Source organism: Streptomyces sp. NPDC006512, from assembly GCF_040611935.1.
Taxonomy (GTDB): Bacteria; Actinomycetota; Actinomycetes; order Streptomycetales; family Streptomycetaceae; genus Streptomyces.
This window is the reverse complement of sequence record NZ_JBEXPG010000013.1, coordinates 99,156-123,927: the sequence shown is the minus strand read 5'-3', so window position 1 is coordinate 123,927 and position 24,772 is coordinate 99,156. Positions and strand designations below refer to the sequence as shown.

The following is a 24,772-nucleotide window of genomic DNA, read 5'->3' as shown; positions in this document are numbered from 1 at the left end:
CGCGAGACAGACACCTTGTCCGGGTGGCGGAATGGCAGACGCGCTAGCTTGAGGTGCTAGTGCCCTTTATCGGGCGTGGGGGTTCAAGTCCCCCCTCGGACACAAGAGAGAAGGACCCCGCTCCGGCGGGGTCCTTCTTCGTTTCCGGTGTGCGGGGAACGCCGCGGGAGAACGGCAAGGGGCCCCCGGGCCGGGAGCGGATCCCGGCCCGGGGGCCCCTTCGCGTGCGCGGGCCGGTCAGCGGCGGGAGGCCGCGATCTCGGCCACCCGGCCGCGGACCAGGAACCAGCCGCCGACCAGGGCGGCGCCGATGACCGGGACGAACAGGACCGTGGTGCGGCCGACGCCGCCGTCGCACCACATCAGGACGAGGACCGTGAGCAGGAAGACGAGCGTCACGATCTGGGTGTACGGGGCCCAGGGCAGCCGGTAGGAGGGCCGCTCCAGGGTGCCCTGCTTCGCCCGGCGCCAGAAGTGGAGCGAGCAGAGCATGACCATCGCCCAGGTGCCCAGGATGCCGAGCGAGGCGAAGTTCAGGACGATCTCGAAGGCGTCCTCGGGCATCAGGTAGTTCAGGCCGACGCCGGCGATGCCGAAGGCCGCGGTGAAGAGGACCCCGCCGTAAGGGACCTTGCCCTTGTTCATGACGCCGGTGAACTTGGGCGCGGAGCCGGACATGGCCATCGAGCGCAGGATGCGGCCGGTGGAGTACAGGCCGGAGTTCAGCGAGGAGAGCGCGGCGGTCAGGACGACCAGGTTCATGACGCCGGCGGCGCCGGGGACGCCGAGCTTGTCGAAGACGGTGACGAAGGGGCTCTGGTCGCCCGAGTAGGAGGTGTACGGGAGCAGCAGCGCCAGCAGGACGACCGAGCCGACGTAGAAGACACCCACGCGCCACATGATCGAGTTGATCGCCTTCGGCATGATCTTCTCGGGGTTCTCGGTCTCGCCCGCGGCGACTCCGCAGAGCTCGACGGAGGCGTACGCGAAGACCACGCCCTGGATGACCAGGAGCATGGGGAGGACGCCGGAGGGGAAGATGCCGCCGTTGTCGGTGATGTTGGCGAGGCCCGGGGTGCTGCCGCCGATGTCGTGGCTGGTGGCGACGAGGTAGATGCCGACGAGCAGGAAGATCACCAGAGCGGCGACCTTGACCAGGGAGAACCAGAACTCCATCTCGCCGAAGTACTTCACCGAGATCAGGTTCGCGGTGAGGACGACGGCCAGGGCGATGAAGGCGAGCACCCACTGGGGGACGTCGGTGAACATCGACCAGAAGTGCGCGTAGGTCGCGGCGGCCGTGATGTCCGCCACGGTGGTGGTGGACCAGTTGAGGAAGTAGAGCCAGCCCGCCGTGTAGGCGCCCTTCTCCCCCATGAACTCGCGCGCGTAGCTGACGAAGGCGCCCGAGGAGGGGCGGTAGAGGACCAGCTCGCCGAGGGCCCGGACCACGAAGAAGGCGAAGACGCCGCACACCGCGTACGCGATGGCGAGCGAGGGGCCCGCCCCGGCGAGGCGGCCGCCGGCGCCGAGGAACAGGCCGGTGCCTATCGCCCCGCCGATCGCGATCATGTTGATGTGGCGGGACTTGAGGTCCTTGCTGTAGCCCTCGTCACCGGCGTCGACGTGGCGGGAAGACGCCTCGGCGGGGGCCTCGGTCAAGGTGCGGTCACTCATACGGGACTTCGCCTTCGTGGGTGGGACAGGCAGGGCCGGACCGCCGCGCGGGGGAGCTGGGTGGTGTCCCCCGTGCCGCGATCCGGTGGTTTTGTCGCCCCAGGAGACCATGAGGCTCCGCCCGCCGCCAAAATCGGCTCCCTGCGCACGGAAGCCCCCGGCGACCATGGAAACGGTCTCCGGGGGCTTCGCAGGGGCACGAATGCGAGGACGGGGGCTCAGTCGCCCGCGGTGGACTCCGCGGCCTGGTCGAGGCGGAAGGCCTCGTTGCCCAGGCCGATCCGGGCGTGGGCCTCGGGGCGGCGGGACTTCAGGAGCAGGCCGTGGACGAGGCCGCCGAGCGCGGCGGCGGCGATGATCGCGGGCAGGGCCCAGCTCAGCGCGGAGCCCTCCTCGGCGCCGACCAGGACGGCGAAGTCCTTGACGGTGTAGAGGGCGATCCCGACCAGGGCCAGTCCGGCCAGGCCCGCCGCGACGAGCCGCCACACCTGGGCGCCGGCGGTGCCCCGGCGGACGAAGAAGGCGATCACGGCGAAGGAGGAGGCGGCCATCAGAACGGTCACGCCGAGGGCGCCGACGCTGCCCATCCAGGTGAACAGGTGCAGGACGGGGGCGGTGGGGTCGCCCGTCGGGAGGTCGTCGGTGACCGCGAAGGCGATGACGACGAGGGCGGCGATGGCGGTCTGGAGGAGCGAGCCGGTGGCCGGGGCCCCGGTGCCGGGGTTGGTGCGGCCGAAGCGGGCCGGGAGGAGGCCCTCGCGGCCCATGGCGAAGGCGTAGCGGGCGACGACGTTGTGGAAGCTCAGCATCGCCGCGAACATGCCGGTGACGAAGAGCACGTGGAGGACGTCGGTGAAGGTGGCGCCGAGGCGGGTCTCGGTCAGTTCGAAGAGCAGGCCGGGGCCGGCCGTCGCGGCGGCGTTCGTGATCTCGCCGGGTCCGGTGGCGACGGTGAGGGCCCAGGCGCTGAAGGCGAAGAAGAGGGCGACGAAGCCGACGGCGAGGAACATCACGCGGGAGACGACGATGTGCGGCTTGCTGGTCTCCTCCGCGTACACCGGGGACTGCTCGAAGCCGACGAAGGCGGCGATGCAGAAGCACAGGGCGGTGCCGAGGCCGGCCCCGGAGAGGGTGCCGGGGTCGAAGGCGCTGAGCGAGAGGCCCTCGGGGCCGGGCTTGCCGAGGGCGGCGACGTCGAAGACGACGACGAGGGCGCACTCGATGAGGAGCAGGACGCCGAGGACCCTGGCGTTCAGGTCGATCTTCAGCCAGCCGAGGGCGCCGGTGGCGGCGACCGCGAGCAGGGCCGGGATCCACCAGGCGACCTCGGTGTCGAGGTAGGTCGCGAAGAGTCCGGATATCTCGAAGCCGAGGATGCCGTAGACGCCGACCTGCATGGCGCTGTACGCGACGAGGGCGACGAGGGAGGCGGAGGCGCCCGCGGTGGGGCCGAGGCCGCGGGCGATGTAGGCGTAGAAGGCGCCGGCGTTGTGGACGTGCCGGCTCATCTCGGCGTAGCCGACGCCGAACAGGGCGAGGACGACGCCGAGGATCACGAAGAGCAGCGGCTGGCCGACGATGCCCATGACCCCGAAGATCGTGGGCATGACCCCGGCGACGACCATCAGGGGCGCGCTGGCGGCGAGTACGGAGAGCAGCAGTCCGGCGGTGCCGAGCCGGTCGGCGCGCAGGGCGCGGTCCTGGCCCTTGTACGTGCGGATCTCGGCCGGTTCGCTGAGCGTGGTGGATCTGCCCGTCGGCATGGCGGGGCGTCCTTTCGGGGGAGCGGACTTCGGGGGTGTCTGCGGGATGTCTGCGGGGGTGTCTGCGGGGCGGGGTTAGGCGGTGCCGAGCGCGACGCCGCGCGCGGCGAGGAAGGCCTTGTGCGGGTCCCGGTCGGGGTAGGACCAGGGCGCCGGGGTGGCGTGGCTGCCGATGCGGTGGAAGAGGGCGGCGGCCTCGGCGGGGCGGCCCTCGCACAGCTTGGCGTGGGCGAGGAAGTTGAGGTCGACCCGGTTGCGGGGGTGGTCCTCGCGTTCCCACTCCAGCCACCAGTCGAAGGCGGAGCGCAGGACGGTGCGGGCGCGGCGGCCGGACCAGTGCTCGGCGGCGGCCTCGCAGGAGGCGCGGCCCTGGGCCGCGGCGAGGACGCGGTAGCGCTCGGCGTGGGCGATGACGGGCAGGACGGCGAGCGGGGAGTCGGCCGGGGACTCCTCGGCGGCCCAGGCGGCGAAGTCGTAGACCTCGTGGAGGGGGTCCTGGCCGGCGGCGGGGGTGCGTTCGGCGAGCCGGGCGACCATCAGGTGGTGGGCGTGGTGGTGCTCGCGGTGGCGGGCCCGCACCTGGTCGAAGTGGCGGCTGAACTCCTCCTCCGCGCCGAAGGCCCCCGAGAGCATGAGCAGGCCCAGCCAGGGGGTGGGGTCGGCGGGGAGCAGGAGGGCGGCGCGGCGGCAGGCCTCCTCGGCGGCCTCGGGGGTGCCCTTGCGGCGCAGGGCCGTGAAGACGGAGGCGCAGGCCAGGAGGGTGGCGGCGTCGGCGCTGTCGGGTTCGGCGAGCAGCCATTCGCGGGCCCAGGCGGTGGCGGCCGGGGTCTCGGCGAGGACGACGACGCGGTGGCCGCGGCGGTCCCAGTCGTCGCCGGTGCCGGCCAGGAGCGCACGGGCCCTGGCCCAGCGGCCCTGGGTGAACTGGGAACGTACGTCGACGAGTTCGGTGTCGCACAGGGCCGGGTCGAAGAGCTGTGCGTCCCGCTTGCGGGCGCGGCCGAGGGGCGGCGGAGGCGGGGACATCCGCGGGTTCCCTCCAGAGCGCGGGCGCGGGTGGACGACGTACGCGGGAGCGCGTACGGGGGGCGAACGGTGCGGTGGTTCGGGTGGATCATGCCGGTGAGGACTCGGATGATCACACACAGCTAAGCGGTACGCACAGCTCCACGTCAAGGTCCAGTCCACTGGGTGGCGGGTTTCAACTGGTGTTCCGGATGGCCGAGTTGGGTGCCCCGAAATGGCTCGGTACGGCCGGGGGCGCCTGGTTAGGGTGGGCGCATGACGACCCTTGACGATCTTCCGCCCTATCTCCTCGGTTTCCCCGGGCCCCTGCGCGACCGGCTGGTCGCCGCGGTGCTGAGCGGCGCGAAGACCAGTACCACCGGCCTCCTCGCGGAGTACGAGGCCGAGGAGGAGCCGCTGCCGGTACCGGGGGCGCGGGCGGTCCTCGTGGACTCGGCGGAGGCCCCGGTGGCCGTGGTCGAGGTGACGGGCGTGGAGGTGCTGCGGCTCGCGGACGTCACGCTGCGGCACGCGCTCGACGAGGGCGAGGGCTTCGCGTCGGTGGCCGAATGGCGCACGGCACACGAGGGGTTCTGGCACTCCGGACCGGTACGCGCGGCGATCGGCGACCCGGGGTTCACGGTCGACGACGACACCCTGGTCGTCGCGGAGCGGTTCCGGGTCACCGAGCGGCTGGCCTGACGCACCCGGCGGCGGGGCCGGGGCGCCGGGGCCGGGCCGGGGCGCGGGGCGGGCGCCGGGTCAGCCCACCGCCTCGGCCGCCGCGCGGCCCGCGGCGCGGCCCGAGAAGATGCAGCCGCCGAGGAAGGTGCCCTCCAGGGCGCGGTAGCCGTGGACTCCCCCGCCGCCGAAGCCGGCCGCCTCGCCGGCCGCGTACACCCCGGGGAGCGGGTCGCCGGCGGGGGTCAGGACGCGCGAGGAGAGGTCGGTCTCCAGGCCGCCCAGGGACTTGCGGGTCAGGATCGAGAGCCGGACCGCGATCAGCGGGCCCGCCTTGGGGTCGAGGATCCGGTGCGGGGCGGCGGTGCGGATCAGCTTGTCGCCGAGGTACTTGCGCGCGCCGTGGACGGCCATCACCTGGAGGTCCTTGGTGAAGGGGTTGGCGATCTCGCGGTCGCGGGCCACGATCTCGCGGCGGACGGTGGCCTCGTCGAGGAGGTTCTCCTTGGTGACGGCGTTCATTCCGCGCACCAGGGCGGACAGGTCCCGCTCGACGACGAAGTCCGCGCCGTTGTCCATGAAGGCCTTGACCGGGCCGGGGACGGCCTGGCGGGCGCGGTCGATGACGCCGCGGACCGACTTCCCGGTGAGGTCCGGGTTCTGTTCGGAGCCCGAGAGGCCGAACTCCTTGCCGATGACGCGCTGGTTGAGGACGAACCAGGTGTGGTCGTGGCCGGTCTTCATGATGTGGTCGAGGGTGCCGAGGGTGTCGAAGCCCGGGAAGAGCGGTACGGGCAGCCGCTTGCCGGTGGCGTCCAGCCAGAGCGAGGACGGGCCGGGCAGGATGCGGATGCCGTGGCGGGCCCAGATCGGGTTCCAGTTCTCGATGCCCTCGGTGTAGTGCCACATGCGGTCCTTGTTGATGTGGCTCGCTCCGGCGTCCTCGGTGATCCCGAGCATCAGCCCGTCCACGTGGGCGGGGACACCGGAGAGCATCCGCTCCGGCGGGGTGCCGAGGCGGGCGGGCCACTGCGCGCGGACCAGGTCGTGGTTGCCGCCGATGCCGCCGCTGGTCACGATCACGGCCTGGGCCCGCAGGGTGAAGGAGCCGGCGCTCTCGCGGCTGCTCGCGGTGCCCCGTACGGCGTCCGAGGGGGCGAGGACCTCGCCGGTGACGGTGTCCACGGCGCCGGCGGTGGTGGCCAGGCCGGTGACGCGGTGACGGAAGCGCAGCTGGACGAGGCCGCGGGCGACCCCGGCGCGGACGCGGCGTTCGAAGGGCTCCACCAGGCCGGGGCCGGTGCCCCAGGTGATGTGGAAGCGGGGGACGGAGTTGCCGTGGCCGTTGGCGTCGTAGCCGCCGCGCTCCGCCCAGCCGACGACGGGGAAGAAGCGGACGCCCCGGGCGTGCAGCCAGGGCCGCTTCTCCCCGGCCGCGAAGTCGACGTAGGCCTCGGCCCAGCGGCGCGGCCAGGCGTCTTCCTCCCGGTCGAAGCCGGCCGTGCCGAGCCAGTCCTGGAGCGCGAGGTCGCGGGTGTCCTTGATGCGCATGCGGCGCTGCTCGGGCGAGTCCACGAAGAACAGGCCGCCGAAGGACCAGTGGGCCTGGCCGCCGATCGACTGCTCCGGTTCCTGGTCGAGGAGGATGACCTTGCGGCCCGCGTCGACGAGCTCGGCGGTGGCCACGAGGCCGGCGAGCCCTGCTCCGATCACGATCACGTCAGCGTCGTACGTCATGCGTTGCCCGTCCTCCGGTGTCGGTGGTGGGGCAGATCCTTTGCTACGGAGCGGTAACCAGTCAACAGCGGTGCGGGGACGGACCGTGTGGGACGGACCGTGTTGGGTGGACCGTGTTGGATGGACCGCATGAGCGCCGCTGATGAAGTGCATGACGTCGTGGACCGTGACGACCGGGTCGTCGGGCGGGCCCCGCGGGGCGAGGTGTACGCCCGGGGGCTGATCCACCGGTGCGTGTTCGTACAGGCGACGGACGCGCGGGGGCGGATCTTCGTGCACCGCCGGACCGCGTCGAAGCTGGTCTTCCCCTCGTACTACGACATGTTCGTGGGCGGGGTGCTGGGCGCCGGGGAGGACTACGCCGGGGCCGCGCTGCGCGAGGCCGAGGAGGAGCTGGGGGTGCGGGGGCTGGAGCAGCCGGTCCCGCTGTTCAAGTTCCTGTACGAGGGTCCGGGCGGGACCTGGTGGTCCTCGGTGTTCGAGGTGCGGTGCGAGCTGCCGGTGTCCCCGCAGGTCTCGGAGGTGGACTGGCACACCTGGCTGACGCTCGGGGAGCTGGAGCGGCGGGTCGCGGACGGGGAGTGGCCCTGGGTGCCGGACGGGCTGGCGGCGTACGGGCGGCTGCGGGAGTTCCGGGAGGCGCGCCAGTAGATTGGCCGGGTGATCGACTTCGTCAAGGACGTGCGCCTCTGGTTCGCACCCGCGCGGCTGAGGGACGAGGGCGAGACCCCCGACTACCGCTTCTCGCTGGCCAACGAGCGGACCTTCCTCGCCTGGATCCGTACCGCCCTGGCCCTGGTGGGCGGCGGGTTCGCGGTGGACCAGTTCCTGCCGGACCTGCGGTGGGGGGTGCGGGTCGGGATGGCCTTCGCGCTGCTGGCGGTGGGCGCGGCGTGCGCGCTGCGGGCGGTGAACCACTGGGTGCGGTGCGAGCGGGCGATGCGGCGCGGCGAGGACCTGCCGCTGTCGCGGTTCCCGGTGGTGCTGAGCCTGTGCGTGGGGCTGGTCGCGGTGGTGATGGTGGTGGTCGTCCTGCTGGGCTGGACGACGGAGCGGTGAGCGCTTCCGGCGAGGTCCGCGACGCGGGGCTGCAGCCCGAGCGGACCCGGCTCGCGTGGCGGCGTACGACGCTGGCCTGCTCGGTCGTGGCGGTGCTGGCGGTGCGGCAGGCGCTGCGCGGGTCGGGCAGCCCGTCCGAGGTGGCCGGGGCGGCGGTGACCGCCCTGATCTGGCTCGCCTTCCTCGGACTGGCGCACCGGCGGATGCGGGAACTGGCGGCGGCCCGGCCCCCCGGGTTCGCGCCGCGGGCGGCCCTGGGGGTGGTGGCGTGCACGGTGGCGCTGGCGGTCTTCGCGGTCGCGGTGATCCTGTGAACGGCGCCGGCGGCCATCGGGTCGCGGCGACACGGCAGCGGACACAACGGGTGTCCAGGTACTTTCCTGGGCGAATCCCACTAGCCTCTGCGCCATGACGACGCTGCACCACGAACACCCGACGCACGAGCACACCCACGGCCAGGACTGCGGGCACCGGGCCGTCGAGCACGGCGACCACGTCGACTACGCGCACGACGGGCACCTGCACCGGGAGCACTCCGGGCACTGGGACGAGTGCGAGACCCCGGAGCACCGGACGCACGAGGCGCACCCGCACGCGCACGGATCGGGCTGCGGGCACGACGCGGTCCCCCACGGCGACCACCTGGACTACCTGCACGACGGGCACCGGCACGCCGAGCACGAGGGCCACTACGACGACCACTGAACCGCCCCCGACCGGAACCCGCCCTCCCCGGGCCCGACGGCGGCTGACAGGATGCCGACGGACCGTCACACCGACCCGGGGAGCGTCCGGATGTCCGTCGAAGAGCCCTACCTCGTCGAGCCCGCGCCCGGCGTGTACGCGTACGTCCAGCCGGACGGCGGCTGGTGCCTGAACAACGCCGGCTTCGTGAGCGACGGCGGACAGACGCTGCTCGTCGACACCGCCGCCACCGAGCGGCGGGCGCTGGCCCTGCGCGGGGCGGTCGTCGCGGCCGGGGTGCCGCTGCCCCGGACGGTGGTGAACACCCACCACCACGGCGACCACACCTACGGCAACGGTGTCTTCACCCCGGAGGCGCTGGTCATCGGGCACGAGCGGGCGCGGGCGGAGCAGCTCGCCGCCGGGCACCAGCTGGAGATGATCTGGCCGGCGACCGATTTCGGGGCGATAGAGATCACCCCGCCGGGGCTGACGTACAGCGACCGCCTGAGCCTGTACGTCGGCGGTACGGAGGTGCGGGTCGTCCACCCGGGTCCGGCGCACACCACCGGGGACTCGGTGGTGTGGCTGCCCCGGCAGAAGGTCGTGTTCACGGGCGACCTGGTCTTCGCCGGGGGGACGCCGTTCCTGGCGATGGGCTCGCTGTCGGGGTCGCTGCGGGCGCTGGAGCTGTTGCGGGAGCTGGGCGCGGAGACCGTCGTCCCGGGGCACGGGCCGCTGACCGACCCGTCGGCGTACGAGTCCACCGCGCGGTACCTGCGGTACGTGGCCGGACTCGCCCGGGAGGGGCGGGCGGAGGGGCTGACCCCGCTGGAGGCGGCGCGCCGGGCCGACCTGGGCGAGTTCGCCGCCTGGCGGGAGAGCGAGCGGCTCGTGGCGAACCTGCACCGGGCGTACGCGGAGCTGGCCGGGGAACCGGAGGGCGCGCCGCTGGACATCCTGGCCGTGCTGAGGGACATGACGGTGATGAACGGCGGGACGCCGATCCTGTGCCACGCGTGAGGTGAGCCCCGCTTGAGGTGAACCGGGGCTGGGGTGACCCGGGGCTGGGGTGACCCGGGGGCATTCCTCCGGCCCGGGCTCTGGACGGCATACCGACTGGTCGGCATGATGGCTCCGGGCGCCCGGCGCGCCCAGCCCGTCACCGTCCACTCCGTACGGAGGTGCCCAGCATGACCCCAGCCCCGGACGATCCGCGAGGCCTCGACCTGGAACGGCTGCGCGGCCGGCTCGACGCCGCGCTGCCCGGGCTCGTGAGCGGACCGCTGAGCGGCCGGCTGATCGAGGGGGGCCGGTCGAACCTGACGTACGCGGTCACCGACGGCGCCGGTCACTGGGTGGTGCGCCGCCCGCCGCTCGGCCACGTCCTGGCCACCGCCCACGACATGCGGCGCGAGCACCGGGTGATCGCGGCCCTCCACGGGACGGCCGTGCCCGTCCCCGAGGCACTGCTGCTGTGCGAGGACGAGTCCGTACTGGGGGCGCCGTTCTACGTCATGGAGTACGTGGAGGGCGTCCCGTACCGGACGGCCGGCCAGCTGGCCGGGATCGGGCCCGAGCGCACCCGGCGGGCGGTCCTCGGCCTGGTGGACACCCTGGTCGACCTGCACGCGGTCGACCCCGAGGCGGTGGGCCTGGGCGACTTCGGCCGGCCCGAGGGCTTCCTGGAACGGCAGCTGCGCCGCTGGGGCCAGCAGCTCGCGGCCTCCCGGGGCCGCGAGCTCGCCGGGATCGGGGAGCTCCACGAGGCCTTGGGCCGGACCCTGCCCCCCTCCCCCGCGCCGACCGTGGTGCACGGGGACTTCCGGCTGGACAACGTGCTGATCGGCGGACCGGACGACACGATCCGGGCGGTCCTGGACTGGGAGATGTCCACGCTGGGCGACCCGCTGACCGATCTCGGGCTGCTGGTGATGTACAGCTCGGACCTGGGCCTGACCGACTCTCCCGTCAGCACCACGAGCCGGGCCCCGGGCCATCCGGCGCCCGCCGAGCTGATCGAGCGCTACGCCCTGCGCTCCGGGCGGGACACCGGCGCCATCGCCTGGTACACGGCCTTCGCCTGGTTCAAGCTCGCGGTGATCCTCGAAGGCATCCACTACCGCTACACGCTCGGGCAGACCGTCGGCGCGGGCTTCGACCGGATCGGCGAGCTGGTCCCGGTCTTCATCGAGCACGGTCTGACCACTCTCAAGGAACTTCAGGAAGGCTGAGGCACTCACCGTGGACTTCGCATTCGACACCCGGACCGAGGAACTCCGCGAGCGGCTGCTCGCGTTCATGGAGGAGTACGTCTACCCGGCGGAACCCGTCGCCGCCGAGCAGCGCGCACGGCTGGCCTCGCCCTGGGACACCCCGGCCGTCTTCGGCGAACTGAAGGCCGAGGCGCGCCGGCAGGGCCTGTGGAACCTCTTCCTGCCGGACGCCGAGTACGGGGCGGGGCTGACCAACCTCCAGTACGCCCCGCTCGCCGAGATCACCGGGCGCAGTCCGCACCTCGCGCCGATGGCGACCAACTGCGCGGCCCCGGACACCGGGAACATGGAGCTGCTCGCGCAGTTCGGGGACGAGGCGCAGAAGAAGCAGTGGCTGGAGCCGCTGCTGGCGGGCGAGATCCGTTCCGCGTTCGCGATGACCGAGCCCGAGGTGGCCTCCTCGGACGCGACCAACGTCGAGACGCGGATCGAACGGGTGGGTGACGAGTACGTGGTCACCGGACGCAAGTGGTACATCTCCGGGGCGATGAACCCGGACTGCAAGGTCTTCATCGTCATGGGCAAGACCGACCCCGACGGCGCCGATCCGCGCCGCCAGCAGTCCATGGTCCTGGTCCCGCGCGACACCCCGGGGGTCGAGGTCCGCCGGGCGATGAAGGTGTACGGGTACGAGGACCACGACCACGGCGGGCACGCCGAGGTGGTCTTCGACGGGGCCCGGGTCCCGGCGGGGAACCTGGTCGGCGAGGAGGGCGGCGGCTTCGCCATCGCCCAGGCCCGGCTCGGCCCGGGGCGGATCCACCACTGCATGCGGCTGATCGGCATGGCGGAGCGGGCCGTCGAGCTGATGTGCCGGCGCGCGGTGGAACGTACGGCCTTCGGCAAGCCCCTCGCCGCCCAGGGGGTGGTGCAGGGCTGGATCGCGGACGCCCGGGTCACCGTCGAGCAGTTGCGGCTGCTGGTGCTGAAGACGGCCTGGCTGATGGACACGGCCGGCAACCGGGGGGCGCACACGGAGATCCAGGCCATCAAGATCGCGACCCCGCGCGCGGTCGTGGGGATCCTGGACCGCGCGGTGCAGCTGCACGGCGCGGGCGGGGTGAGCCAGGACTTCCCGCTGGCCGAACTGTGGGCCGCGGCAAGGACGTTGCAGCTGGCCGACGGACCGGACGAGGTGCACCAGCGGTCGCTGGCGCGCCGGGAGCTGAAGGGGTACGCGGCCGGGCGTAGCTGAACGTGCGGTATTCGTGCGGGAGTTCGGGTGAAGATGTGTGCATGGTGAAGGTGATGCGGGGGGCCTTTTAAGAAACCTTGTTGAATATCCCCTGAGGGCAGGGGCGATCTTGATTTGCGCCTGTCAATCGGAACAGGGTTCTCCAGAAGGTTCGACGCCCCACACGTCACCCACGAGGAGAACCCTCCACATGGCAACTCACAAGCGTTCGCGCGGTTTCCGGTACGCGGCACTCGCCACGGGAGCCGCCACCGCGGCCGCCGTGACCCTGCTCGCCACCCCCTTCGCGGGGGCGGCGGCACCGGCCGAGGGCACGGTCTACGGACTGGGCGCACCCGGTGCGATCAGCGGAAGCTACGTCGTCATCCTCGACGAATCAGCGGACAAGGCGAAGCTCGCCGGCAAGTACGGAGGCGAACTGCAACGCACCTACGGTTCGCAGGTCAACGGATTCTCGGCCTCCGGGCTGAGCGAGACCGAGGCCAAGCGGCTCGCGGCGGACCCGGCCGTCGGCAAGGTCGTGCAGAACAAGAAGTTCACCATCAAGGCCAGCCAGCCCAACCCGCCGTCATGGGGGCTGGACCGCATCGACCAGACCGCACAGGAGGGGGACAAGAAGTACGACTTCCCCGACAAGGCCGGTGAAGGCGTGACGGCGTACGTCATCGACACCGGCATACGGGTGACCCACAAGGACTTCGGCGGCCGCGCCACCCACGGCTTCGACGCCGTGGACAACGACGACAGCGCCGACGACGGCAACGGCCACGGCACGCACGTGGCCGGGACCGTCGCGGGGACCGCGCACGGCGTCGCCAAGAAGGCGAAGCTGGTCGCGGTGCGGGTGCTGGACGACAACGGCTCGGGCACCACCGAGCAGGTCGTCGCCGGCATCGACTGGGTCACCCAGAACCACTCCGGGCCGTCCGTCGCCAACATGAGCCTGGGCGGGGGCGCCGACGAGGCGCTCGACGAGGCGGTGCGCCGGGCGGTCGCCGCGGGCGTCGCCTTCTCCGTGGCGGCGGGCAACGAGTCGAGCGACGCCGGGCAGGGTTCGCCCTCCCGGGTCACGGAGGCGATGACCGTGGCGTCGAGCACCATCGACGACGCGCAGTCCTCCTTCTCCAACTTCGGCTCCGTGGTGGACCTCTACGCGCCGGGCTCGGACATCACCTCGGCCTGGAACGACAGCGACACCGGCACCAAGACCATCTCCGGCACCTCGATGGCCGCCCCGCACGTGGCGGGTGCCGCCGCCCTCTACCTCTCCGGGCACCCGTCCTCGACCCCGGCGCAGACCGCGGCGGCGCTGACCGCGGCGGCGACCGCGGGCGCGGTGACCAACCCGTCGACGGGCACGGCGAACAAGCTGCTGAAGGTGGCCCCGTAACGGGTGACCCGACGTACCGGACCGGCCCGTCCACCGGCCGCCCCCGCCAGGGGCGTGCCGGGGGGCGGGCCGGTCCGGCGTGCGGGGTCGGTGTGCGGAGGCGGTGTGCGCGGTCGGCGTGCGGGGTCGGTGTGCGGGGTCGGTGTGCGGGGTCGGTGTGCGGGGTCGCAGCGGCCGGTCGGCCCGCCGGGGACGGGACCTTCGCCCCGCGGCGTCCCGCCCGATGCGGTCGGAGGGGTCCCGCGAGGTGGGCTATATTCGGTGCATCCCCCCACCGAAGGTGCATATCGCCATGCCCAGCTCCACCCTGACCCCGGCCGCCCCCGCCCCGGCCGGTGCCGCCGCCCCGCAGGTCACCGCCCCGCAGGCGCAGGCACCCCGGCTCGCCAACCCCGGGCCGCTGGGCCTGGCCGCCTTCGCGCTGACGACCTTCGTGCTCAGCCTCTTCAACTCCGGCCTGATCGCGGACACGGCGCTGAGCACCGTCGTACTGCCGCTCGCCCTCTTCTACGGGGGTCTCGCGCAGTTCGTCGCCGGCGCGATGGAGTTCCGCCGCGGCAACACCTTCGCCACCACGGCGTTCGTCTCGTACGGCGCCTTCTGGATGTCCTTCGCGGGCTACGTGAAGTTCGTCGTCCCGGCCCTGCCGGCCGGGCAGGCGCACGTCGCGACCGGCTGGTTCCTCGTCGCCTGGTTCGTCTTCACCGCGTACATGGCCGTCGCCGCCCTGAAGCTGGACCTGGCGCACCGGCTGCTGTTCGGCGCGCTGGCGCTGACCTTCCTGTTCCTGGCGCTGGGCGACCTCACCCAGGTCACCGCCCTCGGCCGCGCCGGCGGCTTCCTCGGCCTGCTGTGCGCGGGCATCGCCTGGTACGTCTCCTTCGCCGTGGTGGCCGAGGAGACCTGGGGCCGCAAGGTCCTCCCGCTGGGCTGATCCCCCCAGCCCCCGGTCAGACGGAGCCCGCGGCGAGGTGTCCCGCGGCCGCGTCGATGACCTCGTCCAGCACCTCGCGGGAGCGCAGCAGATCGCCGATCATCCGGTCGATGCGCTCCCGCTCGGCGGTCAGTTCGGCCACCAGCTGCGGGGTGGCGCGCACCGACGGGCCGCCGTCCTCGTCCCGCATGCACGGCAGGATCCGGGCGATCCTGGCGCTGTGCAGGCCGGCCGCGTAGAGCTCCTGGATCCGGATGACCCGGTCGACGGCCCGCTCGGGGTAGTCCCGGTGGCCGCCGGGCGTCCGGTCGGACACGAGCAGGCCCTGCTGTTCGTAGTAGCGCAGCGAACGCGGGCCGACCCCGGTGCGCGCCGCCAGTTCGCCGATCCGCATGCCGCGCTCCCGGGCTTGAATCTGACATCAGTGTCAAGTTCTACGGTACCGGCATGATGACGCACACCGAGCAGGTTCCCGCCGCATCCCGCCTCTTCGCATCCGCCCGCCTCGGCGGCCTGGAGCTGCCCAGCCGCCTGGTGATGGCGCCGCTGACGCGCAACCGCGCGGACGCCGACGGCGTCCCGGGCGACCTCATGGCCGCCCACTACGCGCAGCGTGCCTCGGCCGCCCTGATCATCGCCGAGGGCACCACGCCGAACGCCGTCGGCCAGACCTACCCGCACATCCCCGGCATCCACTCCCCCGCGCAGGTCGCCGGCTGGCGCCGGGTCACCGACGCCGTGCGCGCCGCGGGCGGGCGGATGTTCCTCCAGCTCCAGCACGGCGGGAGGGTCGGCCACCCCGACACCAGCGGGCACGTCCCGCTCGCCCCGTCCGCGGTCCGCTTCCCGGAGCCGCTGCACACCCCGGGCGGGCTCCAGGACGCCCCCGTACCGCGCGAGATGACGGAGGCCGACATCCGGTCCACCATCGCCGACTTCGCGACCGCGGCCCGGAACGCCGTCGCGGCGGGCTTCGAAGGCGTCGAGGTGCACTCCGCCAACGGCCACCTGCTCCACCAGTTCCTCGCGGGGAACACCAACCGGCGCACCGACGGCTGGGGCGGCTCCGTCCAGGGGCGCGTGCGCTTCACCGTCGAGGTCGTCCGGGCCGTCGTCGAGGCGATCGGCGCCGAGCGGGTGGGCGTACGGATCTCCCCCGGGGCGAGCGTCAACGGCATCGAGGAAGGGGACACCGAGGAGATCTACCCGGCGCTGGTCGAGGCCCTGGCCGGGGTCGGCCCGGTGTACCTGCACCAGGTGCACGCCGATCCGGACCGGCCCCTCTTCGGGCGGATCCGCGCCGCCTGGCCGGGCACGCTGATCGCCAACCCCGTGCTCTCCCGCGAGGAGGCCGCGTCCGACGGCGGGAAGCTGCGGGGCGAACGGCTGCTCGCCGCCGGCGCCGACCTGATCGCGCTGGGCCGGGGCTTCCTCGCCAACCCCGACTTCGTGGAGCGGCTGCGCACCGGCGCCCCGCTCAACGAGCTCCGCCCGGAGTTCCTGATGTACGTACAGGGGGCGGAGGGGTACTCCGACTACCCGGCGCTGGCCCGGGTGTGAGCGGGGCCGCTCAGGGGCGCAGGGAGCGCAGCAGCAGGTCGGCGAGGTGGTCGGCGACCTGGTGCGGGGTGAGCGGCCCGTCCGTGCGGTACCAGGTCGACAGGTGGTGGACGGACCCGAAGTAGAAGTCGACCACCAGGTCGGCGGGCGTGGCCGTGGCGAACACCCCGGTGCGCTGGCCCTCCTCTACCAGGGCCCTGAAGCGCTCGTGGTAGCGCCTGCGCTCGGCCCGTACCTGCTTGTACTTCTCCGGGCTGAGCTGGTGCATCGACCGGAAGAAGATCATCGCGTCGTCGAGGTTCTCGATGGTGGTGACCACGACGTCGGCGGCCGCAGCCCGCAGCCGCTCCTCGACGGGGGCGTCGGATCCGGCCACCGCGTCGAGCCGCTGCTGCTGGAGGCGCAGCATCCGCGCGTACACCTCGTGGAGCAGGTCGTCCTTCGACCCGAAGTAGTGGTAGAGCGCGCCCTTGGTGACGCCGGCGGCCTCGACGATCTCCTGGACGGAGGTGCGGTCGTAGCCCCGTTCGGCGAACAGCCTGGTGGCCACGGCCAGCAGCCGCTGCGGCACCGGGGTCTCCCGGTTGCCCTCCGCTGGCTCCGTGGTGGTCCTGGCGGCCATGGCGCTCGCCTTCCTTTCCTGATCCCTCACCTGCTGCGTCGTACGACCATCCGACTGTTTTCAGCCTCGCTCGCGCAGTTCCCGTCGCAGGATCTTGCCACTGGTCGTACGGGGAAGAACAGGCAGGATCTCGACCTGGCGCGGGTACTTGTACGCGGCGATGCGCCCGGCGCAGTACGCGGACAGTTCTGCGGGCTCGGCGCGGGCTCCGGGGCGCAGGCTCACGTAGGCCTTCACGCTCTCGCCCCGGTACGGGTCGGGGACGCCGACGACGGCCGCCTCGCGCACGGCGGGGTGGGTGTAGAGGACGTCCTCCACCTCGCGCGGCCACACCTTGAAACCGGAGGCGTTGATCATGTCCTTCTTGCGGTCGACGACGTAGAGCCAGCCGTCGGGGTCCATGAAGCCGACGTCGCCGGTGCGCAGTTCGCCGTCCGGGAAGGCCATCGCGGTGTCCTCGGGCAGCCCCCAGTAGCCGGGCACGACCTGGGGGCCGCGGACGGCTATCTCGCCGGTCTCCCCGAAGGGGACCTCGGCGCCGTGCTCGTCGAGGATCCGGACGAGGGTCTGCGCGCCGGGGACGCCGACCGAGAGGGTGCCGGAGGCCGGGTCGACGGGGGCTTCGAGGTGTGCGGGGACAGAGGAGCAGGGGGCGGTGCACTCGGTGAGTCCGTAGCCGTTGCGCAGGTAGAAGCCGAGGTCGGCGCGCAGCCGCTCGACGAGGGCGGGCGGCAGTGGGGCGCCGCCGGAGGAGAGCACCTGGAAGGAGGCGAAGTGGTCCCGGGTGACGGCGGGGTGGGCGGCGAGCGCGATGAAGGCGGTGGCCGGTCCGATGGCGTAGGCGGGGCGGTGTTCGAGGAAGGCGTCCAGGACGGTCCCGGCGTCGAAGCGGTGGGCGAGGACGAGGGTGCCCGCGTTGGTGAGGCAGGCGGCGAGCTCGCAGACCATGCCGGTGATGTGGAAGAGCGGGGCGAGGGCGAAGTAGCCGGCGCCTTCGGGGAGGGGGTGTCCGGTGACCTGGCGGGTGGCGTTGTAGGTGAGCGCGCCGTGCGGGTTCAGGGCGCCCTTGGGGGTGCCGGAGGTGCCGGAGGTGTAGCTGATGAGGGCGGTGTCCGTCGCGGCCGGGCCGGGGCCGGGCGGCGCGGGGTGGCCGTGGCGGGCCTCGGTGGCGAGGTCGGCGGGGACGGGTCCGGCGCCGGCGGGGGCGGGGCCGGGGGCGGGGGCGGGGGCGGGGGCGGGGGCGGGGGCGGGCTGCGGAGGCTGCGGGGGCAGGACGCGGGGGTCGTTCCGGGTCTGGAAGTCCCGGTCGCGGGCGGTCAGGGCGGCCCGTACGCCGGTCCCCCGCACGGTCTCGCGCAGGTACTCCGCCCAGGCCCGCTCCTCGCAGACCAGCGCGACGGCGCCGCAGTCGCCGAGGACGTGCCGGACCTCGGCGGACTTGTACATGGGGTTGAGCGGGACGACCACCGCCCCGGCCTTCCAGGCGGCCAGCACGGCGAGCACGAAGTGCGGGGTGTTCTGCAGCATGACGGCGATCCGGTCGCCCCGGGCGACGCCCCGCGCGGCGAGGTGGCCGGCGAGGGAGTCGGAGAGGGCGTCGGCCTCCGCGTAGCCGATCCGGCCGTCGAAGTACGCCAGGGCCGGATGCCCGGGGGCCCGGGCGACGGCGGCACGGAAGGCGTGCAGCACGCTGGGCGGCGGCGAGACCGGCGCCAGCTGCGCGGGGCTCAGCCGGCCCAGCCAGGGCCGGGCGGCGTACGGCGAGGCGGGGGGCTCGGGGGCCGGGGTTGCGGCCGGGGCCTCGGGGATCGGAGTTGCGGCCGGGGCCTCGGGGGCCGGGGTCACGAGGACTCCCACTTCTGCTGGAGGTGGTTCATGCCGCTCAGCCAGCGGTCGGGTTCCGTGGCGCGCGCGGCGTAGTAGTCCGCCACCTCGGGGTGCGGGAGGATCAAGAACCGGCCTTTCTCCATGCCGTCGAACAGCGCGTCCGCGACCGCTCCGGGCTCGATCGCGGTCGGCGCCAGGACGAGCTCTCCCGCCGATCCCGCGGCGGTCAGCATGTCGGTGCGCACCCCCTGCGGACAGATGGCGTGGACCCGCACGCCCCGGTGGCGGTACGTCAGCGAGAGCCATTCCGCGAAGGCGAGGGCGCCGTGCTTGGTGACACTGTACGGCGCCGCTCCGATCATGGTCAGCAGCCCGGCGGCCGAGACCGTGGACACGAAGCGGCCGCTGCCCCGTTCCAGCCAGCCGGGCAGCAGGGTCCGGGCGGCGCGCACGTGGGCCATGACGTTGGTGTCCCAGGCGGCTTCCCAGACGGCCTCGTCCGCGAAGGCGTCACCGCCGGAGGCGAGGCCTGCGTTGGCGCAGTACACGTCGACCGTGCCGCCCAGGGCGTCCCGGGCCTCGGCGACGACGGTCGAGGCGTCGCCGGGCACGGCGATCGCGCGGGGGCCGATCTCCCCCGCCACGGAGGCGGCCTTGGCGGGGTCGAGGTCGTTGACGACGACGGTCGCCCCCGCCGCGGCGAAGCGGTGGGCGAGGGCCGCGCCGATGCCGCCGCCCGCGCCGGTGACGACGACTCGCTGGTCCTGGTACGCGCTCACGGGGGTCACCTTTCGTCGCTGCCCCGGGGGGCCGGTTCCCGGCAGACTAACCAGTCGGTATGCCCGGCCGGAAGGGGCGCGGGCCCTAGCGTGGCGGGATGACGCTGTCACGACGCGGGGTGCTGGGGCTGGCGGGGGCGGGAACGGCGGGGGCCGCCGGAGTCTTGGGCGGAGCGGGGGCCCTGGGCGGTACGGGCGCGGCCGCGGCCGGGGGTCCCCGGTCGGGGCGGGTGCGCACGGGCTTCGAGCAGCTCGCCGCCGAGGGGTACGCGTCGCTCGCCGGCCAGCGGGTCGGGGTCGTCACCAATCCCACCGGGATCACCGCCGACGCCCGCCACCTGGTCGACGTACTGCACGCGGACGAACGGGTCGACCTGGTCGCGGTGTTCGGGCCGGAGCACGGGTTCCGCGGGACGGCCCAGGCGGGCGGCTCCGAGGGGGCCGGGCGGGATCCGGCGACCGGGCTGCCCGTGTACGACACCTACGCCACGAGCGGACAGAAGCTGGCGGACCTGTTCACGGCGGCCGGCATCGACACCGTCGTCTTCGACATCCAGGACGTCGGCGCGCGCTTCTACACCTACGTGTGGACCCTCTACGACTGCATGCGCGCGGCCGCTCTCGCCGGCAAGGCGGTGGTGGTCCTGGACCGTCCGAACCCGGTGGGCGGGCGGCGGGCGGCCGGGCCGGTGCTGGAGCGGCCGTACGCGAGCTTCGTGGGCCGGGAGCCGATCGCGCTCGCGCACGGGATGACGGCGGCCGAGCTGGCGCTCCTGTTCAACGGCGAGTTCCTCGGCGGCGCGTCCTTTCCCCAGGGGCCGGTCCGGCTGCGGACCGTACGGATGGCCGGCTGGCGGCGGGAGTCGTTCTTCGGGGCGACCGGGCTGCCCTGGGTGCCGCCGAGCCCCAACATGCCGACTCCGGACACGGCGCTGGCGTACGCGGGGACCTGCCTGTTCGAGGGGACCAACCTGTCGGAGGGCCGGGGCACCACCACGCCGTTCGAGGTGGTGGGCGCGGAGGGCGTCGACCGGCGGTGGGCCGAGGCGGCGAACGGGCTGGAGCTGCCCGGGGTGTGGTTCCGGGAGACCTGGTTCACGCCTTCCTTCTCCAAGCACGCCGGGAAGGTCTGCGGCGGGGTGCGGCTGGTCGTGCACGACCGGGAGGCCTTCGATCCGGTACGGGCGGGGATCGGGCTGCTGGTCACGGCGCGGCGGGTGTGGTCCGGGTTCGGCTGGCGGAGCGACCACTGGATCGACCGGCTGACGGGCTCGGACCGGGTGCGCACGCTGGTGGACGCGGGGGCCGGGGTGGAGGAGATCGCGGGCGACTGGGCGGCCGGGCTGGCGCGTTTCGCGGCCGTACGGGAGAAGTACCTGCTCTACCCCTGAACGGCCGGGCGGCGGCCGCCCGATCCGGTGGCGTCCCGGGTCTGGCCGGGCGGCCCGCGCGGCGAGATGCTGCACACGCAGCACAGGCGCGGCGCGGAGGGGGACCTCATGGCGGGTGGACGGCCGGGCGGATCCGGCGGCGGAACCGGGACGGGCGCGGGAGCCGGGGCGGTGGCCGGGACCGGGATCGGAATCGGGACAGGAGCCGGGGCCGGGGCCTGGGCCGGGGCCGGGACACGGGCGGCGGTCGGTGCGGGGATCGGCGTCGGACCGTACCGGGAGCTGACCTTCGACGCGCAGGGGGACGTGGATCCGGCGACGCGGGAGGCGGTGGCCCGCATCGAGGCCACCGACCTGCTGGTGTTCGCGCACGGCTGGAACAGCGACCGGTCGGCGGCGACCCGGCTCTACGACCGCTTCTTCGCCCCCTTCCCGGACCTGGTCGGGACGGGGGTGCGGCTCGGGTACGTGGGGGTCGTCTGGCCCTCGATCCGCTTCTCCGACGAGCCGATACCCGACTTCGAGGCGCGCGGCGCCCTCGCCGCGCCGGGCTTCGGGACGGAGCTGGACCCCGCCACGCGGCGGGCGCTCGGGGAGTTCTGGCCGGGCCGGGAGGCGGAACTGGACCGGGTCGCCGAACTGCTGGAGGACCGGCCGGACACCGCGGCGGCCCTCGTCGAGTTCGGCGCGCTGGTGCGGGAGCTGGTCAGGGTGGACCGGGTGGGAACCCCGTTCACGACGGGCCCGGGCGCGGGGCCGGCCCCGGCCGCGCGGCACGACGTACCGGCCATTTTCGCCGAGGACGTGCTGGCGGTCTGCCGGGCCCTCGCCCGGGCGCTGGAGGAGGCCGGCGGGGCGCGGGCCGCCGGCGCGGACGCGGACCCGGTGCCGCCCGGAGCCCCGGGCCTGGCACTCGGCGGCGGGCTGCGGACGCTGTGGGGCGGGGCCAAGGAACTGCTGCGGCAGGCGACGTACTACGAGATGAAGAAGCGCGCCGGGGTGGTCGGGGAGCACGGCCTCGGCCCGGTACTGGCGGACCTGGCCGGACGCCGGCCCGCCCTGCGGATCCACCTGATCGGCCACAGCTTCGGCGGCCGCGTGGTGTCCTTCGCGCTGCGCGGCCTGCCGGACGGGGTGCGGACCCTGAAGTCGCTGACGCTGCTCCAAGGGGCCTTCTCGCACTACGCCTTCAGCGAGCGGCTCCCCCACGACCCGCGGCGCGGCGGCGCCCTGGGGGGACTCCAGCGCCGGGTGGACGGGCCGGTCGTGGCCTGCCATTCCCCGCACGACTCCTCGCTCGGGGTGTTCTACCCGCTGGCCTCCCGGATGGCGGGTGATTCGGCCGGACTTCTCGGTTTCGACGAGCGGTGGGGCGCGATCGGGCACGACGGGGTACGGGCGGTGCCGGGCGCGCCCCGGCTGGGCCTGGACGCCGTCCTGCGCGGCGGCCTGCCGGAGACCGGCTGCGTCAGCGTCGACGCGGGCTCCGTGGTCCGCCGGGGCGGGGCTCCGTCGGGGGCGCACAGTGACATCTGCCACGAGGAACTGGCCCGGGTCGTGGTCACCGCGGGGCGCATGGGGCGCTGAGTTCCGGCCATGTGCCACCCGCACGCCTCGACCGCCCCCGCATGCGCCCACATCCGGCAGGGCATGTTGGGCACGTCGGGGCGGGCTGCTTCGTTCGACGGAGTAGCACGGGCACGGGCACGGTGTGGGGGATGGGCACGGCGGAGGTGAAGGTGCGATGGCGGGTTTTCGAAGTCTGGCCTATCAGGTGCGCGACGCGCGCAACGACCGGGCCCTGCGGCGCCATTCGCTGCGCCGCTGCCTGGAACGGTTCGCCCCGTACGGGCACCGCGCGACGTGGTGGCACCTGTGCGACCGGCACGGGATCGCCCCCGAGGACCGGGGCGCGGATCCGCTCAGGCTGGTCGCGGCGCTGGAGGAACTGGAAGAGGCGCGGGCGGTCTGGCTGGAGTACGAGCGGCAGTTCGCGGCGCGGCGCAGACGTGAGAAGCACGACGGAGTGCGCAGGCCGGAGTGGGCCTGGGGCGGCAGCGGGGACGCGGTGGTGCGCTGCGCCGACCCCGGGGTGCGGCCGGAGGGAACGCTGGGCGAGGTACTGCGCAGGCTGGTGACCGCGCTGGAGTCGGAGCCGGGCACCTCGTGTCCGGTGTGCGGGGAGGAAGAGCTGCGCTGGCCGTCGGCGCTCTCCCGCCGCGGCGGGGACTGGGCCGGGGCGTGGGACGGGCCGGTGTGCGGGGGCTGCGGGATCGTGGTGCCCAGACCGGCCCTGGCCTACGCGGCGGTGGTGCATCCGGCGTCGGCGGGCGCGGCATGAGCGGGCCGCTCCGGGGCGCGCCGCTCCAGGTCGCGCTCAACGGTTCGCGGGACGCCGCCGACGGGGCGGCCGTACCGATGTCCCCGCGGGCGCTGGCAGAGTCGGCTCTGGCCGCCGTCGCCGCCGGGGCCGACGAGGTACTGGTGCACCCGCGGACCCCGTGCGGCCGGGAGAGCCTCTCGCCCCGGGTGGTCGGGCCCCTGCTGGAGGAGCTGCGCGGCGCGGGGGTCCGCGTACCCCTGGCGGTGCCCGCGACGATCGGTGCGGAGCCGGACCGGGCGGGGCGCCTGGAGCGGGTGCGGGACTGGTCGGTGCTGCCGGACCGGGCGACGGTGTCCTTCGCCGAGCCCGGGGCCCGCGAGCTGGGGCGGGCCCTGCTGGCGCGCGGGGTGGCGGTGGACGCGGTGGTACCGCTGGGCGGCGCGGCCGGACCGGAGCCACTGGCCCGCTTCCTCGCCTGGGCACCGCCGGACCACGGGCGGGTGCGGCTGGTGGCGGAGCTGGCGCGGGCCGATCCCGCGCTGGTGGCGGGGTTGCGCTGGCTGCCGCCCGTACCGGTGGTGCTGTACGGCCGGGAGGCCGAGGCGTGGCCGGTGCTGCGGCTGGCCGCCCGGTGCGGTGCGGGGCTGCGGATCGGGGTGGGCGAGGTGCTGCGCCTGGCGGACGGGCGGCCGGCCCGGTCGAACGCCGAACTGGTCGCCGCCGCCCGGGACATGACCGCCGAAGCCGCTCCGTGGGACGCGGGCGCGCCGGACGCCGCCGCCCGGGCCGGGCGGTGACGGCGGCACGGCCCGCTGGTACCGCTGGTGCTGCTCCCGCCTGCCGCTACTGCGACAGGCGGGAGCCCGTGAAGCGGTCGCCGAAGACGTCGTCGGGGTTCGACAGCGCGCAGGTCTTCATGGAGAGGCAGCCGCAGCCGATGCAGTCCGTCAATCGGTCGCGCAGGCTGCTGAGTTGCTCGATCCGCTGGTCGAGCTCGGCCCGCCAGGCCTCCGACAGGAGCGCCCAGTCCTCACGGTTCGGCGTGCGCCCTTCCGGCAGTTGGGCCAGCGCGTCGCGGATGTCGGCGAGCGGGATGCCCACGCGCTGGGCGGCGCGCACGAAGGCGACCCGGCGCAGGGCGTCACGGGCGTAGCGGCGCTGGTTGCCGGAGGTGCGCCGGCTACTGATCAGGCCCTTGGTCTCGTAGAAGTGGAGCGCTGAGACGGCCGCTCCGCTGCGTGCGGACAGCTGGCCGACGGTGAGTTCGTGGATCTTCTCGGGAATCTGCGGCACCCTGCCGAGCCTAGCCGGACGTCGTTGACATTCACACGCGGCGCCCAGCATGCTGAGCAAGCGCTTATTCGGCGCGGGCAGTGCAGGCGACGGCAGACAGGGGCAGGGCATGGCCGGACCGAGGATCTTCACCTCCGCCGAGGAGCTGCGCGCCGGCATCGGCGAACAGCTCGGCCCGAGCGGATGGCTGGAGGTGGACCAGAAGCGGATCGACCTCTTCGCCGACGCGACCGGCGACCACCAGTGGATCCACGTGGACCCCGAGCGCGCGGCTTCCGGCCCCTTCGGCTCCACCATCGCGCACGGCTATCTGACCCTGTCCCTGCTGCCCAGCCTGGTGCCGCAGATCATGCTGGTCGAGGGCATGCGGATGGGCATCAACTACGGCGTGGACAAGGTCCGGTTCCCGGCGACGGTGCCGGTCGGATCGCGGCTGCGCGCGACCGCCGTGATCACGTCGGTCACCGAGGCGGGCGGCGGCGTGCAGGTCGCGGCCACGGTGACGGTGGAGCGCGAGGGCGGCGAGAAGCCCGTGTGCGTGGCGGAGTCGGTGTCCCGCTACTACTTCTGAGCCGG

The 24,772-nt window shown here is 73.8% G+C and carries 25 protein-coding genes and 1 tRNA gene; 17 read left to right on the top strand and 9 right to left on the bottom strand.

The genetic code is table 11. From position 1 onward, the window contains the following. Positions 1 to 17: 17 nt before the first annotated feature. Positions 18 to 102 (top strand) — tRNA-Leu (locus ABZZ17_RS12385). A gap of 135 nt (positions 103 to 237) precedes the next feature. Here ABZZ17_RS12385 and ABZZ17_RS12380 read toward each other — a convergent pair. The 3 genes from ABZZ17_RS12380 to ABZZ17_RS12370 form a co-directional block, all read right to left on the bottom strand. Beyond that, positions 238 to 1,677 (bottom strand): amino acid permease, encoded by a 1,440-nt coding sequence (locus tag ABZZ17_RS12380; RefSeq protein WP_356874872.1) that lies wholly within the window; start codon positions 1,675 to 1,677, stop codon positions 238 to 240. A gap of 218 nt (positions 1,678 to 1,895) precedes the next feature. Further along, on the bottom strand, positions 1,896 to 3,440 hold the full coding sequence (locus ABZZ17_RS12375; RefSeq protein WP_356874870.1) for an APC family permease: 1,545 nt from the start codon (positions 3,438 to 3,440) through the stop codon (positions 1,896 to 1,898). Between the two features lie 75 nt (positions 3,441 to 3,515). Then, positions 3,516 to 4,466: a hypothetical protein gene (locus ABZZ17_RS12370; RefSeq protein ID WP_356874868.1), complete on the bottom strand. Its 951-nt coding sequence runs from the start codon at positions 4,464 to 4,466 to the stop codon at positions 3,516 to 3,518. A gap of 255 nt (positions 4,467 to 4,721) precedes the next feature. Here ABZZ17_RS12370 and ABZZ17_RS12365 point away from each other — a divergent pair, with 255 nt between their 5' ends. Beyond that, complete coding sequence (locus tag ABZZ17_RS12365) at positions 4,722 to 5,147, top strand: ASCH domain-containing protein (RefSeq protein WP_356874866.1); 426 nt, start codon at positions 4,722 to 4,724, stop codon at positions 5,145 to 5,147. Between the two features lie 60 nt (positions 5,148 to 5,207). Here the strand turns inward: ABZZ17_RS12365 and ABZZ17_RS12360 are convergent, their stop codons facing one another. Further along, positions 5,208 to 6,863, bottom strand: coding sequence for an FAD-binding dehydrogenase (locus ABZZ17_RS12360; protein WP_356874864.1), 1,656 nt, complete (start codon positions 6,861 to 6,863; stop codon positions 5,208 to 5,210). 129 nt (positions 6,864 to 6,992) lie between these two features. On the opposite strand from ABZZ17_RS12360, the gene ABZZ17_RS12355 reads away from it, so the two are divergent. The 9 genes from ABZZ17_RS12355 (at position 6,993) to ABZZ17_RS12315 (ending at position 14,401) form a co-directional block, all read left to right on the top strand. Then, positions 6,993 to 7,514, top strand: a complete 522-nt coding sequence (locus ABZZ17_RS12355) for an NUDIX domain-containing protein (protein ID WP_356874862.1) — start codon at positions 6,993 to 6,995, stop codon at positions 7,512 to 7,514. A 9-nt stretch (positions 7,515 to 7,523) separates the two neighbouring features. Continuing rightward, positions 7,524 to 7,922 (top strand): DUF202 domain-containing protein, encoded by a 399-nt coding sequence (locus ABZZ17_RS12350; protein WP_356874860.1) that lies wholly within the window; start codon positions 7,524 to 7,526, stop codon positions 7,920 to 7,922. Next, entirely contained in the window at positions 7,919 to 8,236 is a 318-nt protein-coding gene (locus ABZZ17_RS12345) for a DUF202 domain-containing protein (protein WP_356874858.1), read from the top strand. Before ABZZ17_RS12350 ends, ABZZ17_RS12345 begins: the two co-directional genes overlap by 4 nt. 94 nt (positions 8,237 to 8,330) lie before the next feature. Then, positions 8,331 to 8,627 carry a hypothetical protein gene (locus ABZZ17_RS12340; RefSeq protein ID WP_356874857.1) on the top strand — a complete coding sequence of 99 codons (297 nt, stop codon included), beginning with the start codon at positions 8,331 to 8,333 and terminating at the stop codon, positions 8,625 to 8,627. Between the two features lie 90 nt (positions 8,628 to 8,717). Continuing rightward, positions 8,718 to 9,629 (top strand): MBL fold metallo-hydrolase, encoded by a 912-nt coding sequence (locus ABZZ17_RS12335; protein WP_356874855.1) that lies wholly within the window; start codon positions 8,718 to 8,720, stop codon positions 9,627 to 9,629. A 170-nt stretch (positions 9,630 to 9,799) separates the two neighbouring features. Further along, a complete protein-coding gene (locus ABZZ17_RS12330; protein WP_356874853.1) occupies positions 9,800 to 10,840 on the top strand; it encodes a phosphotransferase family protein in 1,041 nt (346 codons plus the stop codon). Between the two features lie 10 nt (positions 10,841 to 10,850). Beyond that, on the top strand, positions 10,851 to 12,077 hold the full coding sequence (locus ABZZ17_RS12325) for an acyl-CoA dehydrogenase family protein (RefSeq protein ID WP_356874851.1): 1,227 nt from the start codon (positions 10,851 to 10,853) through the stop codon (positions 12,075 to 12,077). Positions 12,078 to 12,267: 190 nt separating this feature from the next. After that, a complete protein-coding gene (locus tag ABZZ17_RS12320) occupies positions 12,268 to 13,467 on the top strand; it encodes a S8 family serine peptidase (RefSeq protein WP_356874849.1) in 1,200 nt (399 codons plus the stop codon). Between the two features lie 292 nt (positions 13,468 to 13,759). Continuing rightward, positions 13,760 to 14,401 (top strand): acetate uptake transporter, encoded by a 642-nt coding sequence (locus ABZZ17_RS12315; RefSeq protein ID WP_356874847.1) that lies wholly within the window; start codon positions 13,760 to 13,762, stop codon positions 14,399 to 14,401. Positions 14,402 to 14,417: 16 nt separating this feature from the next. Here ABZZ17_RS12315 and ABZZ17_RS12310 read toward each other — a convergent pair whose 3' ends face one another. Next, positions 14,418 to 14,795, bottom strand: coding sequence for a MerR family transcriptional regulator (locus ABZZ17_RS12310; RefSeq protein ID WP_356874845.1), 378 nt, complete (start codon positions 14,793 to 14,795; stop codon positions 14,418 to 14,420). Between the two features lie 56 nt (positions 14,796 to 14,851). Between ABZZ17_RS12310 and ABZZ17_RS12305 the strand changes: the two genes are divergently transcribed. Further along, on the top strand, positions 14,852 to 15,961 hold the full coding sequence (locus tag ABZZ17_RS12305; protein WP_356874930.1) for an alkene reductase: 1,110 nt from the start codon (positions 14,852 to 14,854) through the stop codon (positions 15,959 to 15,961). Positions 15,962 to 15,971: 10 nt separating this feature from the next. Here the strand turns inward: ABZZ17_RS12305 and ABZZ17_RS12300 are convergent, their stop codons facing one another. From ABZZ17_RS12300 to ABZZ17_RS12290, 3 genes are read right to left on the bottom strand one after another with little or no spacing between them, the layout of a single operon-like run. Beyond that, positions 15,972 to 16,583, bottom strand: coding sequence for a TetR/AcrR family transcriptional regulator (locus ABZZ17_RS12300; RefSeq protein WP_356874843.1), 612 nt, complete (start codon positions 16,581 to 16,583; stop codon positions 15,972 to 15,974). A gap of 60 nt (positions 16,584 to 16,643) precedes the next feature. After that, positions 16,644 to 18,392, bottom strand: a complete 1,749-nt coding sequence (locus ABZZ17_RS12295; protein WP_356874928.1) for an AMP-binding protein — start codon at positions 18,390 to 18,392, stop codon at positions 16,644 to 16,646. 32 nt (positions 18,393 to 18,424) lie between these two features. Then, positions 18,425 to 19,198 (bottom strand): SDR family NAD(P)-dependent oxidoreductase, encoded by a 774-nt coding sequence (locus ABZZ17_RS12290; RefSeq protein ID WP_356874841.1) that lies wholly within the window; start codon positions 19,196 to 19,198, stop codon positions 18,425 to 18,427. 89 nt (positions 19,199 to 19,287) lie between these two features. Here ABZZ17_RS12290 and ABZZ17_RS12285 point away from each other — a divergent pair, with 89 nt between their 5' ends. The 4 genes from ABZZ17_RS12285 (at position 19,288) to ABZZ17_RS12270 (ending at position 23,700) form a co-directional block, all read left to right on the top strand. Next, positions 19,288 to 20,580 (top strand): DUF1343 domain-containing protein, encoded by a 1,293-nt coding sequence (locus ABZZ17_RS12285; RefSeq protein ID WP_356874839.1) that lies wholly within the window; start codon positions 19,288 to 19,290, stop codon positions 20,578 to 20,580. 108 nt (positions 20,581 to 20,688) lie between these two features. Next, entirely contained in the window at positions 20,689 to 22,167 is a 1,479-nt protein-coding gene (locus ABZZ17_RS12280) for a serine-threonine protein kinase (protein WP_356874837.1), read from the top strand. 157 nt (positions 22,168 to 22,324) lie between these two features. Beyond that, complete coding sequence (locus ABZZ17_RS12275; protein ID WP_356874836.1) at positions 22,325 to 22,921, top strand: hypothetical protein; 597 nt, start codon at positions 22,325 to 22,327, stop codon at positions 22,919 to 22,921. Then, on the top strand, positions 22,918 to 23,700 hold the full coding sequence (locus tag ABZZ17_RS12270) for a 3-keto-5-aminohexanoate cleavage protein (protein ID WP_356874833.1): 783 nt from the start codon (positions 22,918 to 22,920) through the stop codon (positions 23,698 to 23,700). Before ABZZ17_RS12275 ends, ABZZ17_RS12270 begins: the two co-directional genes overlap by 4 nt. 46 nt (positions 23,701 to 23,746) lie before the next feature. Here the strand turns inward: ABZZ17_RS12270 and soxR are convergent, their stop codons facing one another. Next, positions 23,747 to 24,196: a redox-sensitive transcriptional activator SoxR gene (gene soxR, locus ABZZ17_RS12265; protein WP_356874831.1), complete on the bottom strand. Its 450-nt coding sequence runs from the start codon at positions 24,194 to 24,196 to the stop codon at positions 23,747 to 23,749. 109 nt (positions 24,197 to 24,305) lie between these two features. Here soxR and ABZZ17_RS12260 point away from each other — a divergent pair, with 109 nt between their 5' ends. After that, positions 24,306 to 24,767: a MaoC family dehydratase gene (locus ABZZ17_RS12260; RefSeq protein ID WP_356874829.1), complete on the top strand. Its 462-nt coding sequence runs from the start codon at positions 24,306 to 24,308 to the stop codon at positions 24,765 to 24,767. Positions 24,768 to 24,772 lie beyond the last annotated feature (5 nt).

What these genes read in the sequence shown, in the direction of transcription:
- ABZZ17_RS12380 (WP_356874872.1), bottom strand. Translation starts at nt 1,677, where the DNA reads ATGAGTGACCGCACCTTGACCGAGGCCCCCGCCGAGGCGTCTTCCCGC.
- ABZZ17_RS12375 (WP_356874870.1), bottom strand. Translation starts at nt 3,440, where the DNA reads ATGCCGACGGGCAGATCCACCACGCTCAGCGAACCGGCCGAGATCCGC.
- ABZZ17_RS12370 (WP_356874868.1), bottom strand. Translation starts at nt 4,466, where the DNA reads ATGTCCCCGCCTCCGCCGCCCCTCGGCCGCGCCCGCAAGCGGGACGCA.
- ABZZ17_RS12365 (WP_356874866.1), top strand. Translation starts at nt 4,722, where the DNA reads ATGACGACCCTTGACGATCTTCCGCCCTATCTCCTCGGTTTCCCCGGG.
- ABZZ17_RS12360 (WP_356874864.1), bottom strand. Translation starts at nt 6,863, where the DNA reads ATGACGTACGACGCTGACGTGATCGTGATCGGAGCAGGGCTCGCCGGC.
- ABZZ17_RS12355 (WP_356874862.1), top strand. Translation starts at nt 6,993, where the DNA reads ATGAGCGCCGCTGATGAAGTGCATGACGTCGTGGACCGTGACGACCGG.
- ABZZ17_RS12340 (WP_356874857.1), top strand. Translation starts at nt 8,331, where the DNA reads ATGACGACGCTGCACCACGAACACCCGACGCACGAGCACACCCACGGC.
- ABZZ17_RS12335 (WP_356874855.1), top strand. Translation starts at nt 8,718, where the DNA reads ATGTCCGTCGAAGAGCCCTACCTCGTCGAGCCCGCGCCCGGCGTGTAC.
- ABZZ17_RS12330 (WP_356874853.1), top strand. Translation starts at nt 9,800, where the DNA reads ATGACCCCAGCCCCGGACGATCCGCGAGGCCTCGACCTGGAACGGCTG.
- ABZZ17_RS12320 (WP_356874849.1), top strand. Translation starts at nt 12,268, where the DNA reads ATGGCAACTCACAAGCGTTCGCGCGGTTTCCGGTACGCGGCACTCGCC.
- ABZZ17_RS12315 (WP_356874847.1), top strand. Translation starts at nt 13,760, where the DNA reads ATGCCCAGCTCCACCCTGACCCCGGCCGCCCCCGCCCCGGCCGGTGCC.
- ABZZ17_RS12310 (WP_356874845.1), bottom strand. Translation starts at nt 14,795, where the DNA reads ATGCGGATCGGCGAACTGGCGGCGCGCACCGGGGTCGGCCCGCGTTCG.
- ABZZ17_RS12305 (WP_356874930.1), top strand. Translation starts at nt 14,852, where the DNA reads ATGACGCACACCGAGCAGGTTCCCGCCGCATCCCGCCTCTTCGCATCC.
- ABZZ17_RS12300 (WP_356874843.1), bottom strand. Translation starts at nt 16,583, where the DNA reads ATGGCCGCCAGGACCACCACGGAGCCAGCGGAGGGCAACCGGGAGACC.
- ABZZ17_RS12285 (WP_356874839.1), top strand. Translation starts at nt 19,288, where the DNA reads ATGACGCTGTCACGACGCGGGGTGCTGGGGCTGGCGGGGGCGGGAACG.
- ABZZ17_RS12280 (WP_356874837.1), top strand. Translation starts at nt 20,689, where the DNA reads ATGGCGGGTGGACGGCCGGGCGGATCCGGCGGCGGAACCGGGACGGGC.
- ABZZ17_RS12275 (WP_356874836.1), top strand. Translation starts at nt 22,325, where the DNA reads ATGGCGGGTTTTCGAAGTCTGGCCTATCAGGTGCGCGACGCGCGCAAC.
- ABZZ17_RS12270 (WP_356874833.1), top strand. Translation starts at nt 22,918, where the DNA reads ATGAGCGGGCCGCTCCGGGGCGCGCCGCTCCAGGTCGCGCTCAACGGT.
- ABZZ17_RS12260 (WP_356874829.1), top strand. Translation starts at nt 24,306, where the DNA reads ATGGCCGGACCGAGGATCTTCACCTCCGCCGAGGAGCTGCGCGCCGGC.